Source organism: Nonlabens sp. Hel1_33_55 (genome assembly GCF_900101765.1).
Taxonomy (GTDB): domain Bacteria; phylum Bacteroidota; class Bacteroidia; order Flavobacteriales; family Flavobacteriaceae; genus Nonlabens.
The window spans coordinates 1540110-1555370 of sequence record NZ_LT627735.1; the positions used below are offsets into that span (position 1 = coordinate 1540110).

Here is a 15261-nt window from a genome sequence, read left to right on the forward strand (position 1 = left end):
TTTAGCAGTCAAAAATAGTCATTATTCTAGAAGAGCAACAGCCTGACTCATAGAATAATGTGTGTTCCTAATATTTATTTAGGGTCGCTAACGGCGCGCCATCTTGATTGACCAGATCGCCATTAGCATTCTTGATGGAGAGCACATCGCCAGAAAAGCTGTAGTCAAAAGTGTCTCCATTAATATTGAGCGTCCCAACCATAGGTGATGTGTTTAGTTCTTTATTGATGGTAAATAAAAAATTACCTTGATTCCCGTAGACAATCGTGTAACCTTCATAAACCTTATAAAGGCATTGCTCCATGGCAAATAATAAATAGCCCTGAGATTTGAAGTCATGGCCGTCATTTTCTCCCAGCATCGCTTTGCGGTAGGCTTTCAGACTTTCTGCGGTTTCTGATTTAAGACCTTGTTCTTCTATAATTTGCTGTTGCTTTTTAATCAGTTCATCGTTGATAATTTGTTGCGCGAGAGTTTCCTGAAGCAATCGCTGCTGACTATCCAGCTTTTCCTGCAATCTCAGCTGTTGATCTTGAAGGCTGTCTCTTTTTGCTCGCTCTCTTTTATTATTATAGGCGAGACTTTGGCGCTCTCGCGTGGAGCGGTTTACTTCGATCTGCAGTTTGCGTAGTTCTGCTTTGCGCAGTGCCTTTTCCCTTTTTATAGAATCTGTGTCGATAATCAAATCATTTTTGATTCCAGCCAGTTGATCATTTTGTAGTTCCTTTCTCTCTAGATCCTGTTGTTGATTTAGAGAAAGTCGTTCTTCTTTTGCAGCAACTGCGCCGGCTTTCAGGCTGTCTAGTTGCTCTTGGCGGGTTTTGGTTTTGTCAGCTGCTTTGACAACCTCCTGCGACGTGACGACATCCTGCCGTAACACTGGCGAGCGAGGTGTTATTATCTCCTTATCATCGCAGCTCTTGATATAATTTACAGCGCCATCTATCAAATTAATACATACTGATTTGATGCCTTGTTCTTTAACCGCATTGAACTCCATCCATTCACCATTCTCAGGCCTGAGTGCGATACCCAATTCCTTGACCTGATTCTCGCGGCGACTATAGGCTATTAATTTTACCTCAACTTGATGATCTGCTCGTATATCGTTAATAGTTTTGAAGAGTTGTTCCCTGCTGTCATTTTTTGTGAATGTATAGGAAGTATTAATGATGCTGGCAGAGTCTGTTTGTGAGTTCGCTTTCACGAAAGCGAATACCATAAAAACAACTAAACAAATTTTAGTCGTTTGGCTAGTTCCAAACAGTTTCATTTCAAGTGGTTTAAGTAGTTCAATGATACAAAAATACCCACTTAACTAAAACATTTGTTTATTCAAGGGACAGTTGTCAATCCTCTGAAAGGTTTTAACTTTGCCGCTCATATTTTGTAGTTATGATCAATATCACACTGCCTGATGGTAGCATAAAAGAGTTTGAAAGCGGCGCAACTCCTATGGATGTAGCGATGAGTATATCTCATGGACTTGCACGCAACGTTATAAGTGCCAGTTTCAATGGCGATAAAGTTGAAACTAAAACACCACTAGAAACTGACGGTAGTCTTATTCTTTACACCTTCAATGATAAAGAAGGAAAAGAGGCTTTCTGGCATTCATCTTCACACATTATGGCGCAGGCCGTGGAAGAATTGTTTCCAGGAGCAAAACTGACCATAGGTCCTGCCATAGAAAATGGATTTTATTACGATATCGATTTTGCAGGTCGCTCAATAACCGAAGCTGATATTCCAGCCATTGAGAAAAAAGCGATTGAAATTGCTCGCGGTAAACATGAATTTTCCATGCGGGAAGTCTCAAAAGCTGATGCTCTTCAAAAATATAAAGATGAAGAAAATCCTTTTAAGGTTGAATTGATCGAGAACTTGACTGATGGTGAGATCACCTTTTGTGATCACGATACGTTTACAGATCTATGTCGTGGTGGTCACATTCCCAATACCGGAATCGTCAAGGCTTTCAAAATTATGAGTATTGCCGGTGCTTACTGGCGAGGCGATGAAAAAAATCCGCAATTGACACGATTGTATGGTATTTCATTCCCTAAACAAAAAGATCTTACAGAATACCTAGAATTGCTGGAAGAAGCTAAAAAGCGAGATCACAGAAAATTAGGTAAAGAGCTGCAATTATTTACCTTCTCACAGCGAGTTGGCCAAGGTTTGCCATTGTGGTTACCTAAAGGTGCAGCGCTTAGAGAGCGTCTAGAAAATTTCCTGAAAGCTGCTCAGAAAAAAGCAGGTTACGAGATGGTAATGACACCGCACATAGGTTCTAAGGAACTTTATGTGACAAGTGGTCACTATGAAAAATATGGAGCCGATTCATTCCAGCCCATTCACACACCAGCTGAAGATGAAGAATTCCTATTAAAACCAATGAACTGCCCGCATCACTGTGAGATCTATAAAAGCATCCAGTGGTCGTATAGAGATTTACCTAAACGTTTTGCAGAATTTGGTACGGTTTACCGCTATGAGCAAAGTGGTGAATTGCACGGTTTGACCAGAGTACGTGGTTTTACTCAGGATGATGCTCACATATTTTGTACGCCAGACCAACTGGATAAGGAGTTCATGGATGTTATTGATTTGGTGCTTTATGTATTTGGATCTTTAGGATTTGAAAACTTTACCGCACAGGTAAGCATTAGAGATCCTAAAAAACCTGAGAAATACATAGGTGACCTTGACAACTGGGAAAAAGCAGAAAATGCTATTCTTAGAGCTGCAAAAGCAAAAGGTCTTGATTTTGTGGTAGAAGAAGGTGAAGCTGCATTTTACGGTCCTAAACTGGACTTTATGGTGAAGGATGCCTTGGGTCGCAGCTGGCAATTGGGAACTATTCAAGTGGATTACAATCTGCCAGAACGTTTTGACCTTTGGTACAAAGGTGCTGACAATGAGTCACACAGACCTGTCATGATTCACAGAGCGCCATTTGGAAGTATGGAACGATTTATCGCGATTTTACTAGAGCATACAGGCGGGAATTTCCCATTGTGGTTAATGCCTGAACAGTGTACCGTGCTGTCTTTGAGCGAGAAATACGAAAATTATGCAAAAAATATAGCGGATACCCTAGAAATTAACGAAATTCGTACTACAGTGGATAATCGAGCCGAAACGATGGGTAAGAAAATCCGCGAGGCAGAAATGGCCAAATTACCCTATATGTTAATTGTGGGTGAGCAAGAAGAAAAGGATGGCACTATTTCTGTACGTAAACATGGTGGAGACGATCTAGGAACCATGACTGCACAACAATTTGCAGAAATGATCCAAAAAGAAGTCGCCAGCAGTATAAAAACATTTGAAGTTTAATTAAAATTATTTAGCCATAGCAATACGAAGACGCAGAAGCCGCGGACCAGCGCGGATTATCAAGGAAGACAAGCACGCAATCAATGAGAAAATACGTGCTCGCAAACTACGACTGGTAGGAGAAGGTGTTGAACCACAAATTATCGACACCAGAGATGCCCTAGCCAAAGCTCAGGAAATGGAAATGGATCTCGTTGAGATCTCTCCAAATGCTGATCCACCAGTAGCAAAAATCATGGACTACAAAAAGTTTGTCTATGAGCAAAAGAAGCGCGAGAAAGCCATGAAGGCTAATGCTTCAAAAGTTGTGATCAAAGAAATCCGTTTTGGACCTAATACTGATGATCATGATTATGAATTCAAAAAGAATCACGCAGAGAAGTTTCTTAAAGAAGGCGCTAAGTTAAAAGCTTATGTGTTTTTCAAAGGACGTTCCATTATATATAAGGATCAAGGAGAAATTCTTCTACTGAGACTTGCCCAAGATCTTGAAGAACTAGGTAAAGTGGAACAAATGCCTAAAATGGAAGGGAAACGTATGAATATGTTTCTTGCTCCTAAGAAGAAATAATTAGTTGCGTTCTAGAGAATAAACCGCAACACTTACAGAAAATAGATGGAAGACTGTTTCAAATATGAAGCAGTCTTTTTGGTTTTTAATTATAGCCTAGCTATAGTCGTCAATTTTATTGCGAAAACATTGAGCTAAATAGAAATAAAACGATACTTTTGCAGTCCTTAATTCTGGAGTACTTTCAGTTTAAGGATGCGAGAATTTAAAAAAGGAACTTATGCCTAAGATGAAAACAAAATCCAGTGCCAAGAAGCGTTTCAAGCTTACCGGTACAGGGAAAATCAAAAGAAAGCACGCTTTTAAAAGTCACATCTTGACTAAAAAGAGCAAAAAACGTAAACTAGCTTTGACGCATGATACATTAGTGCACAAAGCAGACGAAGACAATATCAAGTTACAATTGCGTCTTAAGTAAGACCATTTTGTAAACCTTGATGGTTTATTAATTCATTACAAACCCAGTTACCAGGCTTACAAGAATTCAAATTGAATCGCCTATAACTAAAAAATTAAAATTATGCCTAGAGCAACAAACAGAGTGGCCTCAAGAGCCCGCAGAAAAAAAGTCCTAAAACAGGCAAAAGGTTATTTCGGACGTCGTAAAAACGTATGGACGGTAGCTAAAAACGCAGTAGAGAAAGCAATGTCTTACTCTTACCGCGATAGAAGAAACAAGAAAAGAACATTCCGTAGATTATGGATCACGCGTATCAACGCTGGTGCAAGAATGCATGGAATGAGCTACTCACAGTTTATGGGAGCTGTCAAAAAGAACAACATCGAATTGAATCGTAAAGTTCTTGCTGACCTTGCAATGAATCACCCAGACGCTTTTGAAGCAGTAGTAAACAAAGTAAAATAAAGGTGTAACAACCTCTCGCATTTAAGGAAAATCCCGATCAGCAATGGTCGGGATTTTTTTATGCTATTGAATGAGTCCGCTTTCGCGAAAGCGCAACAATCACACAAACCTCACATTTCCTGGTTACCTCTTTTAAAGTTATTTTTGAGCTTCTTGATTATTCCTATTGAAGACAAAACTTTTAAGCTCGTACCTTTTGCTATTTTCTCTTGTCGGTTATTCACAAACTGCCGAGGATGACTATCCATTTCTTTCAAAAACCTACGTGCAGTTCAATCTAGGAATGATCTTCAATGATTTTAATGAACGGCAATTGGAACCTGGATTTACCTTTGAAGACACCAGTCCCAATAGATTTTCTGGACGCATATTATTAGGGTATGAGTTTGCACCAGATTGGGCAGTTCAGTACGGAGTACTGCGTCCCGCGAGTTGGTTCGAATACAATAAAGTCAGCGGTACGAATCTTAGCAAATCTGTCTGGACAAATGTGTGGTCACTAACGGCAAAAAAAGATTTTCATTTCAACGATCGTTGGGGTGCATTTGTAGAAGCTGGACCTGCGACGGTGGCTCGTAAAGGATTCACCCTAGGAACTGAAACTGGTGTTGAGGACTATCGCTATTTATCTATTCTAGCTGCAGCCGGTGTTACCTACAAACTTTCAGATCAATGGGAACTGCTCGCTCATGCGGTTCACATTCCCAAGGATAAAGAAAATCAACCGTCCATTCAAAATTATAGTTTTGGCGTACAGTACAACCTCAGCGAGTTGGCTCCTAAGCCAACTGATGACGAGGCAAGTGACCGACCTTTTTTTCCAACGCATACCCTGCAAGTAGGTTATGGTAATGATTTTATAGGTTACGCGCCTAACAAAATCTTTTCCATGAATGCCAGAGTTGCTGGTACGGAAAGTCTTGGGATACCAGTCTTCTGGTATGGTGACGCCAAGGCATCCAATACTGTACTTGCCAACTATACTAAAACGGTATATGAATCCAAAAAGTTTTTTAGCATAGGATATGGAGCTAGCGTTACTGCTTTTGAAAACAGTATCGATAAAAAGTGGACTGGTGCGCTTTCTATTTATCCACATATCAACTTCTTCTTCTGGCGTCGCGATGGCTTTGATGCTTATGGAACCTATAGTGTTATAGGTCCTACATTCATTACTCGAGAAGACATTGATGGAGTAAAAACTGGACCCAAAGTGACCTATCAGGATTTCATGGCGGCAGGCGCCTATTTTGGTAAGGATCGCAAATGGAATGCAGAATTAAAGATCATCCACTACTCCAACGGTAATATCTTTCCTAGAAATGATGGCGTGGCGGTTCCTATTGTTTTTCAATTGGGTTATCAATGGTAAGCCTGTCGATATGGTGTTATGATATAAGAGCTTAAAGTTTTACCTATTACAACTTGAACCTCACTCCTATGCCGCTTTCCAGATCTGGTGCGTTGTTCACCTTTAGATCTTCCTTTACATACACAAAATATTGAATACGCTGTCGACCATGTGTAAAGTGAATGGTCCAACTACTCAAACTTTCAAATAATGTAGTGTAGGCATTGTGCCAGCCGGCGTTAATACTAGACCAATCGCCTTCTAGATACACATAATCTTCTTCAGCTTTTTTGCGATAACGAGTTTGTTCCTGATAATTTACTCCTATGCTGTTGTAGTTACCATTATTGGTTATATCAGTCCACTCTAACATGATTTCGCCAGATGCTAAATAGTCATTGTTTCCTAAATCCACATTTTGATCAAATTCTAAAACATTTTTTCTAAGCACACTTCCTCCTAGTCCCAATTTCCAGAAGTCACCATTCTTCACATTCCATTCTTTCAAAAGATTTGCACTAAAACCTATATCGATAGATCTATTGAATCGAGTGGTGTTCCAGCCGGAATGAAAAGAGACATTAGTAAAAACGTTTTTATTCTTCAGCCACTCAATTTCTGGATAATAATGATACGATGCTTCAATACCACCTAAGAATAGCTCACCTTGATCCATCGATAATTGACGGTCATTCGCATCTGTATATTCAAAATTCACTTGATTGAGACCATAAAACCTACGGCCAAAGGCGTCTTCACCACCAGCAACATTGCTATGAAACCATTCAATAGAACTATCACTTGAGAAATAAGAAAAAGGATAATTGCCTTTTACCGCAGTGAAACTACGTACACCTATTTGCAGCTCGCTTTTATCGCTCACGGGTATTTCCAGATCCACGCGATAAACCTTGAGAACCGCATCAAATTCAAATTCAAATATTTGAGTAGGTGTTGTTTCTTGATCTTGATAAGTAAATACTCTAAAAAACCATGTGGTATTTGAAAAGTCCTCGCGTACTGTAGGATTTTCTGGTAGATAGGCTGTTAACTGTGGTTGGAATACATTACCGCTTTGCTGTTGCAGACGCATCCTGATTTGACCCACAGCAGATTTCTTGAAATTTTGGGAAATTCGAGAAATATAAATACCAAATGGATGCGTACTCAAGAGGTTGAGTTTGTCAATACCAGATTTCCGCACAGTATCATTTTCTTGTGACTGTGCTCTGTAAATGCAGCACAGCATTAGCAGCAGAGCAATTATTGTTGACTTCAATTTGTGGTTGGTTGGTACTCGAAATTACTAATTTTATGTTAATGAAACGGCTAAAGTTCTTAATATTATGTTATAGCCTCGTTTATTTAATGTGTTGATGATCATGAATTCGCTTTCGCGAAAGCGAACTAGCCTTCAAACCATAAGTCCATATTAAAGACATAGCAATAGTCATTATTCTGGCTTAAATTGTAGGCCAAAACCAAGAACTGTGGCTATTTTATTGATAAGAAATGATGAGGATTATCAACCGTGGATCGATGCATTCCATAAGTTTGATCCTGCTATTGAAGTGGTGACCCCAGAATCCGCAAATGACACTTCAAAAGTAGAAATGGCAATGACGTGGAAAGCGCCCAACGGCAGTTTTAAAGGATTTGACAATCTTAAAGTAGTAGGCTCACTAGGTGCTGGTGTGGATCACTTATTTGCTGACCCATCGTTGCCACAAGACGTGAAACTGACTCGTGTCGTTGATGATAAGCTATCTGGCGACATGGAAGAATTTGTACTTGCGTTATGTTTGAACCACATCAAGAACTTGCACATCTATTCCCAACCAACTCACGAATGGAAGCCACTACCTTATTCCAGGGTTGAAAATGTTCATGTAGGTATATTGGGTTTTGGAACGCTGGGTCAAGCTGTAGGTAAAAAATTAAAAGCAGTAGGATTTCAGGTTTCTGGATGGTCCAATACGTTAAAAAACGCTGCTGGTATTGAAAGTTATAGTCATGATCAATTGGATGATTTCCTAGAAAATCTAAATATTATGGTGTGCTTATTGCCACTGACTGACAAAACAAGAAAGATTTTAAACACTAAGCTTTTTGATAAACTACCTAAGGATACTTATCTGATCAATGTAGCTCGCGGTGGTCATTTAAATGAGGAAGATTTGTTGAGTTCATTAGACAAAGGGCACTTATCAGGTGCATCGCTTGATGTGTTCAATCAAGAACCTTTACCAGAAGATCACCCTTTCTGGAAGCATCCCAAAATCCTGATTACACCGCACGTTGCGAGTAATAGCAATCCGCCAACGGTTGTGGAACAAATTGTTGAGAATTATCGCAGGATGAAAAATGGTGAGGAATTGAAGAATAGAGTTTCTAGGGAACGCAAGTATTAATTGCTACAGACGAAAAGATCTTGTATTTATTTGGCTGATTTGAAATACTATAGACGTTGCCAAGGAATTAAAATGTACCACAATTGATATTACATCATATAAGCCATGCTTTTGAAAGCTTAATTACTCCTCCATTTTTTTATAATCTACGCTGGCTTTTGCAATGCCTTTGGGATTGGGATCAAGGTATAGTTCATAGTCCTTTAAAAGTGTCACCTTTTTGCGCTCTCCTTTAAGAATAGGTATTTCTCTGATTACTTTTCCCTGTTGCTGGATTCTGATTGAGAATTCCCTTTTACCTATATTTTCAATGATGGCAAAACAATCTTTTCCTTCATATGGATTGATAGTAGCATCTTGACCAGGTCCTTTACCTGTCATGATCATGCTTTGGGAAGGTTCTAAAACGAATTCTGTTTGGGCAGTAACATCCAACTGAATTAATAATATTACTGCTATCGTTAAGATTAAGGTTTTCATGGCATATTTGATTTTAAGTTTGAGTTGAGTCCCTTCGTCCTGACATACTTGCGTATGATATTAATGCCCAGCTAAGAATCTGAAACATTGTATCAAATTTAAAAAAGTGCGAGGATTTTCAAATGTACGCGAGAACGGCGCCATTACTTATAGCCATTGTTGAGCTATCACTTCTTATTTTCAAATTTCCTCGGCCAAATTGCTGTCCAACATTTGAAGAAGAAAATCCGATTCAAAATTTTCTTTTATTTCTTTAACAATTGGTTTTAAATATTCAAAAATCAGTTGATTAAAATTCTCGTCTCCAAGTTCGTGGTCGTGAGTTTTTATAGACTCATTTATTTTAAATTCAGGATTGTCAGTTTCGTATTCGTCTTGCAATTCAGGTATTTCTAAAAGGTCAAACTTCACATACTCAAAATCAGGACAATTATTTTCCGTTTCAATACGCGATTTGTTCACGTTAAAGTTTATGGAAATCCATCCAGCCCAAGGACAGGAATAAATTCCGATTGAATTTAGTTTACTATTCTCCGATTGAAACCTGTCAATCGAAGTGTTCAAAAACTCATTAATTTTTTCTGTACTTTTATTTAAGTCAATCATTTTCTATTGTGACAGAAGTTTTGTGGAATAAATCATAACGGTCTCGTATAACCGTCAGTTACGGGTTTATATGCGTTAATTTTCGGTTTGACACTGATTTTAGCAATTCCGAGTGGATTCGGACGTAGTCGAATCCGCCGTAATTGCGGTTATACATTTTTGGCAACAGTATTTTTTAATTCAGTCGGTTTATTATTTATTCGTTTAATCATATATGAAATTAAAAGTCCGATTGAAAATGTTGTCAGGACTGTACAAACAACAAAAGCGATAATCGGTGGAATCATCATTAAAAATCTTTCTTCAGTAACAGTCAGTCCGATAATCAGACAAAAAGTCGTCCAGATTATTAAATTCACAACAGTTGAGTATTTAAAGGAAGTTAGAAGTAATGATTTTCCACTTTTAATATTCTGATATGCTAATTTTCCGCCAATCCATAGAGCAATCAGAAACGCAACTACAAGTCCGATTGTTGAAATTCCATATGTTCCAAGAATAACAATTGTCAAAAGACCTTCTCCAGTTAGCAATAAAGGAATCCAAATCGTAGCGATAACAGTCAAAATTCCGATTGGTGCTCCAATCAGATAAGAAGTCAGAATGCTGTGTTTTAATTTCTTTTCCATTCGTTTTGCGTTCAGTTTGGATATTGTTGCCAACTAGCATTTATCCGCACTTCCAAACTACAAATTAAATCCGACACTCATTTTAATTCAATTACACTTAATGATTGAAAAAACAAACTTTCTAATAAAAACAATGCATTAGCCGTATTTATCCGTTTACAAACGACAATAAACGAAAGCAACTGTTTAATATGCTTTACGGATTAGGATGTCGTCACATATTTGCACCGTCATCAACAACGATGGCTTTCAAACATTTTTTAATCCATACAAACTAATTTATTATGAGCAGCTTAAACAACAAAGTACAATTGATCGGTAACCTAGGCGCAGATCCAGAAATCATAAATCTTACAGACGGTAAGAAAATAGCCAAATTCTCCATCGCCACCACAGACCGCTACAAAAACAAGCAAGGTGAGTCCGTGAGCGATACACAATGGCACAATGTGGTAGCTTGGAACAAGACCGCTGAGATTATTGAGAAATACATTACCAAAGGCAACCAAATAGGAATAGAGGGAAAACTTACCACTCGCAAATGGGAAGATAAAGAAGGTAATAACCGCTACACAACTGAAGTCGTTTGCAGCGAGCTTCTCATGCTAGGCGGTAAAGCATAAAACATCAGAAAATTCTCTAGAACCGGCGTGATGCTAATATTCATCACGCCGGTTTTTTTATTATCAATCATTTATTTATTTCAGAATCTCATTTATCCTTCCTTCCTGTCACCCTGAATTCATTTCAGGGTCTCACTACTTCTTCCGCAACCTCTTCTCACGACGTATTTATACAAAAACGATGATCATCAAAACTCAATTCCAGAAGATGCTGAAACGAGTTCAGCTTGACAATAATTTTCTTGTCACCCTGAATTCATTTCAGGGTCTCAATACTTCTTCCGCAATCTCTTCTCACGACGTATTTATACAAAAACGATGATCATCAAAACTCAATTCCAGAAGATGCTGAAACGAGTTCAGCATGACAGTAATTTCCTTGTCACCCTGAATTCATTTCAGGGTCTCACTATTTCTTTCAAGCTGTCACCCTGAATTCATTTCAGGGCCTCCATACTTCTTCCCTTTTCCTGTCACCCTGAATTCATTTCAGGGCCTCCATACCTCCTCCCTTTTCCTGTCACCCTGAATTCATTTCAGGGTCTCCATACTCCACCCACGATCTATATATTACCTTTGCCGCATGTCAGAAACTGGTACCAGAATCAACAAATTTTTGAGCGAGCAAGGCTACTGCTCTCGTCGTGCTGCAGATAAACTTATCGAGCAAGAACGCGTTACGATCAACGGCAGCGTTCCAGAAATGGGGACCAAAGTCATGGCAGACGACATTGTCGCGGTAGATGGCGAACTCATTTCTAAAAAGAAAGAAAAGCTTGTCTATCTAGCGTTTAATAAACCCGTAGGCATTGTTTGCACCACAGATACCCGTGTGGAAAAGAACAACATCATTGATTTTATTAATTATCCCACGCGCATCTTTCCCATAGGTCGATTGGATAAACCCAGCGAAGGACTTATTCTTTTGACTAATGATGGCGATATCGTCAACAAAATCCTGCGTTCTCGTAATAATCACGGTAAGGAATACATCGTTACCGTCGATCATAGTATCAATGATCGTTTCATACAACGCATGTCCACTGGGATTCCTATTCTTGACACCGTTACTAAGGATTGTGAAGTAGAAGCCATAGGTCGCAAAACATTCCGCATTGTTTTGACCCAAGGTCTTAATAGGCAAATACGCCGCATGTGCGAGTTTTTGGATTACCGAGTCACAAAGTTGAAGCGCGTACGAATCATTAATATAGAGCTAGACGTTCCCGTTGGAGAATACCGTCACCTTACTGAAGATGAATTGACAGAACTCAAACGCCTTACTGCAAACAGCGACAAGGCCTATGTACCATCACCAGATGATGATATGGATTAATACTGGAATAATTCCGCTTTCGCGAAAGCGCAATAACATCATGCCTTATTAATTTTTAATTCACTTGTCAGCTAGAATTCATTTCAGGGTCTCAGTGCTCCTTTCTTCCTTGTCACTCTGAATTCATTTCAGGATCTCATTACTTTTTTATTCCTGTCACCCTAAATTCATTTCAGGGTCTCACTACTTCTTCCACCTTTTCTTCCCACGACATATCCACACAAAATAATGATCATCAAAACTCAAATTAACCAGATGCTGAAACGAGTTCAGCATGACAGTAATTTCTTTGTCACCCTGAATTCATTTCAGGGTCTCAATACTTGTCTTTTTCTGTCACCCTGAATTTATTTCAGGGTCTCCATACTTCTTCCTAAATCTTACAACACCCAATAATTAGCCAAATCCAACCACTCGGGATTTTCTGTTTCGATCAGATTAATCTTCCATTGTCGATGCCAGTTTTTCAACTGCTTTTCTCGCGCAATAGCATCGTTTATGTATTGGAATCCCTCAAAATATACGAGGAGATGTGCTTGATATTTCTTGGTGAATTTTGATCCTTCGCCAGATCGATGACGCCTTAATCGATCTTCTATTCCGCCAGTTACTCCTATGTAGAGAACACCGTTTTTCTTGTTGGATAAGATGTAAACTGTATAATTATGAAAAGATCTTTTCGGCATTAGTTAAACATAAACATTTTGGATCTCAATGAGCAGATGCTGAAACGAGTTCAGCATGACAGTAATTTCTTTGTCACCCTGAATTCATTTCAGGGTCTCCATACTTCTTCCGCAATCTGTTTCCTACGATCTATTCACACAAAATGATGATCATCAAAACTCAAAATAACCAGATGCTGAAAAAAAGTTCAGCATGACAGTAGACTGATTTTAATTATGGTCTAAATAAAATAGTTCGTCATTAACTTATATACTTCCACAATCCCTTTTTGTTCTGTAAAAAGTTCATAACACGGCGTACGTTGATGTTTTTCTCCATGCCTATCGATGGGTCTTCTTGTAAAAAGTTGATCGCTGCGTGTCTGGCTACCGCGAGCAGTTCATTATCCTTTACAATATCTGCAATGCGCAGTTCCATCACGCCGCTTTGTCGGGTTCCCATGATGTCACCAGGACCGCGTAGTTTGAGATCTACCTCAGCGATTTTGAAGCCGTCCGTGGTTTCTACCATGGTTTGAAGTCTAGTTTTTGCTTCAGTGCTCAGTTTATGACTGGTCATCAAAATACAGAAACTCTGGTCTGCGCCACGTCCTACTCTACCTCGCAACTGGTGTAGTTGAGACAAGCCAAAACGCTCTGCACTTTCAATAATCATCACACTGGCATTTGGTACATTCACACCTACCTCGATTACGGTTGTTGCTACCATGATCTGCGTTTTACCTTGAACAAAACGTTGCATCTCATAGTCCTTATCTTCTGGCTTCATCTGGCCGTGTACAATGCTTACCTGATAATCTGGATTTGGAAATTCCCGCACGATACTTTCATAACCATCCATTAGATCTTTGTAATCCAAAGTTTCCGACTCCTGAATCAGTGGATATACGATGTAAATCTGCCGGCCCTTTTTTATCTCATCTCTAATGAATTTAAAAACCGCCAATCTGTTCTTATCATAGCGATGTACGGTTTTAATTTCCTTTCGTCCTGGCGGTAATTCATCAATTACAGATATATCCAGATCACCATACAAACTCATCGCCAGCGTACGCGGTATAGGTGTTGCCGTCATGACGAGAACGTGTGGTGGTAATTTATTTTTCTTCCACAATTTGGCTCTTTGAGCAACGCCAAAGCGGTGCTGTTCATCTACAATCGCAACGCCTAGGTTTTGGAATTTGACTTTTGGCTCGATCAGTGCGTGCGTTCCTATCAGGATATCCAGACTGCCGTCCTCAAGCGCCTCATGAATGACTCGGCGTGCTTTTGTCTTTACAGATCCTGTGAGCAGTGCCACTTTCAAACCTGTAGGTGCCAGCAATTCTGAAACGCCTGCCATGTGTTGTTGAGCCAGGATTTCTGTTGGTGCCATAATACAGGCTTGGAAGCCATTGTCGATAGCGAGTAAACAGGTTAACACCGCTACGATAGTTTTTCCAGATCCTACATCACCTTGCAGCAACCGGTTCATGTGAGCACCAGTTGCCATATCTGCTCTTATTTCTTTGACTACTCGCTTTTGTGCGCCGGTCAATTCAAATGGTAAATTGAAATTGTAAAAATTATTGAAATGATCACCCACGATTTCAAAGGCAAAACTCTTGATCTGCGTTTTTCTGATTCGGTTTTGAAGTAGTAATTCCAGCTGAATGAAAAACAACTCTTCAAACTTTAATCGTTTCAATGCGGCTTGCAAACCTGCAGCGCTCGACGGGAAATGAATTTCCTGCATCGCTGCGTTTTTAGTAATCAATTGCTGCTCGCGCATCACATCATCTGGCAGCGTTTCTACAAAAGCAGTTTTGATCTCAGAAAAAAGCTTGCGCATCAAACCGATGAAGTATTTGTTGGTCAGTTGGCGCTTGGTAAGTGTTTCGGTAGATGGATATATGGGCGACATTGCCGCCTGTTGCCTGGACTTATATTCTTTGGCCAGCTCCATATCTGGATGCGGTATGCTGTACATCGAGCCATACCTGGAAACTTTCCCATAGACTACATAAACCTCGTTGACTTTGAGGTTTTCTCTAAAGTATTTTTGGCCTTTGAACCATACCAGTTCCATGCGACCAGTATCATCTGCAAACGTGGCAACCAGTCGCGTCGCTTTACCAGAACCAGCCGTAGTAATAGAGACCACTTTACCTAAAATCTGTACTTGAGCCGTTTCTGGCACCAGTTGGTTGATTTTGTAGAATTGGGTTCGATCAACATATCGATTAGGGAAAAAGTTAGCCAGATCGCCGTAGGTTTCAATACCCAATTCCTTGCGCAACAAGCTGGCACGAGCCTGCCCAACGCCGCTCAAGTAATCAATAGGAGTATTTAAAAAGTTAATGGGCACGATTCTGGATCTAG

15 protein-coding genes are annotated in these 15261 nt (G+C 39.5%); 8 read left to right on the top strand and 7 right to left on the bottom strand.

Annotation, left to right across the window (positions count from 1 at the left end):
* Positions 1–67: 67 nt before the first annotated feature.
* Positions 68–1273 (bottom strand): hypothetical protein, encoded by a 1206-nt coding sequence (locus BLO34_RS06865; RefSeq protein WP_090753863.1) that lies wholly within the window; start codon positions 1271–1273, stop codon positions 68–70.
* A 122-nt stretch (positions 1274–1395) separates the two neighbouring features.
* On the opposite strand from BLO34_RS06865, the gene thrS reads away from it, so the two are divergent.
* The 5 genes from thrS to BLO34_RS06890 all read left to right on the top strand — a co-directional run bounded on the left by thrS (position 1396) and on the right by BLO34_RS06890 (position 6150).
* Positions 1396–3342: a threonine--tRNA ligase gene (thrS, locus tag BLO34_RS06870; protein ID WP_090753866.1), complete on the top strand. Its 1947-nt coding sequence runs from the start codon at positions 1396–1398 to the stop codon at positions 3340–3342.
* Positions 3343–3400: 58 nt separating this feature from the next.
* Positions 3401–3913 carry a translation initiation factor IF-3 gene (gene infC, locus BLO34_RS06875; RefSeq protein WP_262491894.1) on the top strand — a complete coding sequence of 171 codons (513 nt, stop codon included), beginning with the start codon at positions 3401–3403 and terminating at the stop codon, positions 3911–3913.
* A gap of 220 nt (positions 3914–4133) precedes the next feature.
* Positions 4134–4331, top strand: coding sequence for a 50S ribosomal protein L35 (gene rpmI / locus BLO34_RS06880; RefSeq protein ID WP_041496324.1), 198 nt, complete (start codon positions 4134–4136; stop codon positions 4329–4331).
* Between the two features lie 102 nt (positions 4332–4433).
* On the top strand, positions 4434–4778 hold the full coding sequence (rplT, locus tag BLO34_RS06885; protein ID WP_090753869.1) for a 50S ribosomal protein L20: 345 nt from the start codon (positions 4434–4436) through the stop codon (positions 4776–4778).
* A gap of 196 nt (positions 4779–4974) precedes the next feature.
* Positions 4975–6150 carry an acyloxyacyl hydrolase gene (locus BLO34_RS06890; protein ID WP_172823962.1) on the top strand — a complete coding sequence of 392 codons (1176 nt, stop codon included), beginning with the start codon at positions 4975–4977 and terminating at the stop codon, positions 6148–6150.
* Between the two features lie 46 nt (positions 6151–6196).
* Here BLO34_RS06890 and BLO34_RS06895 read toward each other — a convergent pair whose 3' ends face one another.
* Positions 6197–7408: a hypothetical protein gene (locus BLO34_RS06895; protein WP_157686709.1), complete on the bottom strand. Its 1212-nt coding sequence runs from the start codon at positions 7406–7408 to the stop codon at positions 6197–6199.
* A gap of 211 nt (positions 7409–7619) precedes the next feature.
* Here BLO34_RS06895 and BLO34_RS06900 point away from each other — a divergent pair, with 211 nt between their 5' ends.
* Positions 7620–8540, top strand: a complete 921-nt coding sequence (locus BLO34_RS06900; protein ID WP_090753877.1) for a 2-hydroxyacid dehydrogenase — start codon at positions 7620–7622, stop codon at positions 8538–8540.
* Between the two features lie 123 nt (positions 8541–8663).
* Here the strand turns inward: BLO34_RS06900 and BLO34_RS06905 are convergent, their stop codons facing one another.
* The 3 genes from BLO34_RS06905 to BLO34_RS06915 all read right to left on the bottom strand — a co-directional run bounded on the left by BLO34_RS06905 (position 8664) and on the right by BLO34_RS06915 (position 10255).
* A complete protein-coding gene (locus BLO34_RS06905) occupies positions 8664–9020 on the bottom strand; it encodes a hypothetical protein (RefSeq protein ID WP_090753880.1) in 357 nt (118 codons plus the stop codon).
* A 180-nt stretch (positions 9021–9200) separates the two neighbouring features.
* Complete coding sequence (locus BLO34_RS06910; RefSeq protein WP_090753883.1) at positions 9201–9626, bottom strand: hypothetical protein; 426 nt, start codon at positions 9624–9626, stop codon at positions 9201–9203.
* 149 nt (positions 9627–9775) lie between these two features.
* Positions 9776–10255, bottom strand: coding sequence for a hypothetical protein (locus BLO34_RS06915; protein WP_157686711.1), 480 nt, complete (start codon positions 10253–10255; stop codon positions 9776–9778).
* Between the two features lie 284 nt (positions 10256–10539).
* Here BLO34_RS06915 and BLO34_RS06920 point away from each other — a divergent pair, with 284 nt between their 5' ends.
* Positions 10540–10878 (top strand): single-stranded DNA-binding protein, encoded by a 339-nt coding sequence (locus tag BLO34_RS06920; protein WP_090753888.1) that lies wholly within the window; start codon positions 10540–10542, stop codon positions 10876–10878.
* Between the two features lie 583 nt (positions 10879–11461).
* Positions 11462–12214: a 23S rRNA pseudouridine(2604) synthase RluF gene (gene rluF / locus BLO34_RS06925; RefSeq protein WP_090753890.1), complete on the top strand. Its 753-nt coding sequence runs from the start codon at positions 11462–11464 to the stop codon at positions 12212–12214.
* 380 nt (positions 12215–12594) lie between these two features.
* Here the strand turns inward: rluF and BLO34_RS06930 are convergent, their stop codons facing one another.
* The gene (locus BLO34_RS06930; protein ID WP_090753893.1) at positions 12595–12900 is read right to left on the bottom strand and encodes a GIY-YIG nuclease family protein; all 306 of its coding nucleotides are present in this window, start codon (positions 12898–12900) and stop codon (positions 12595–12597) included.
* A 241-nt stretch (positions 12901–13141) separates the two neighbouring features.
* Positions 13142–15247 carry an ATP-dependent DNA helicase RecG gene (gene recG / locus BLO34_RS06935; RefSeq protein ID WP_090753895.1) on the bottom strand — a complete coding sequence of 702 codons (2106 nt, stop codon included), beginning with the start codon at positions 15245–15247 and terminating at the stop codon, positions 13142–13144.
* Between the last annotated feature and the right edge of the window lie 14 nt (positions 15248–15261).

Bases quoted from the DNA above. Each gene is read 5' to 3' on its own strand.
- BLO34_RS06865 (WP_090753863.1), bottom strand. From the start codon at position 1,273: ATGAAACTGTTTGGAACTAGCCAAACGACTAAAATTTGTTTAGTTGTT.
- thrS (WP_090753866.1), top strand. From the start codon at position 1,396: ATGATCAATATCACACTGCCTGATGGTAGCATAAAAGAGTTTGAAAGC.
- rpmI (WP_041496324.1), top strand. From the start codon at position 4,134: ATGCCTAAGATGAAAACAAAATCCAGTGCCAAGAAGCGTTTCAAGCTT.
- rplT (WP_090753869.1), top strand. From the start codon at position 4,434: ATGCCTAGAGCAACAAACAGAGTGGCCTCAAGAGCCCGCAGAAAAAAA.
- BLO34_RS06905 (WP_090753880.1), bottom strand. From the start codon at position 9,020: ATGAAAACCTTAATCTTAACGATAGCAGTAATATTATTAATTCAGTTG.
- BLO34_RS06910 (WP_090753883.1), bottom strand. From the start codon at position 9,626: ATGATTGACTTAAATAAAAGTACAGAAAAAATTAATGAGTTTTTGAAC.
- BLO34_RS06915 (WP_157686711.1), bottom strand. From the start codon at position 10,255: ATGGAAAAGAAATTAAAACACAGCATTCTGACTTCTTATCTGATTGGA.
- BLO34_RS06920 (WP_090753888.1), top strand. From the start codon at position 10,540: ATGAGCAGCTTAAACAACAAAGTACAATTGATCGGTAACCTAGGCGCA.
- rluF (WP_090753890.1), top strand. From the start codon at position 11,462: ATGTCAGAAACTGGTACCAGAATCAACAAATTTTTGAGCGAGCAAGGC.
- BLO34_RS06930 (WP_090753893.1), bottom strand. From the start codon at position 12,900: ATGCCGAAAAGATCTTTTCATAATTATACAGTTTACATCTTATCCAAC.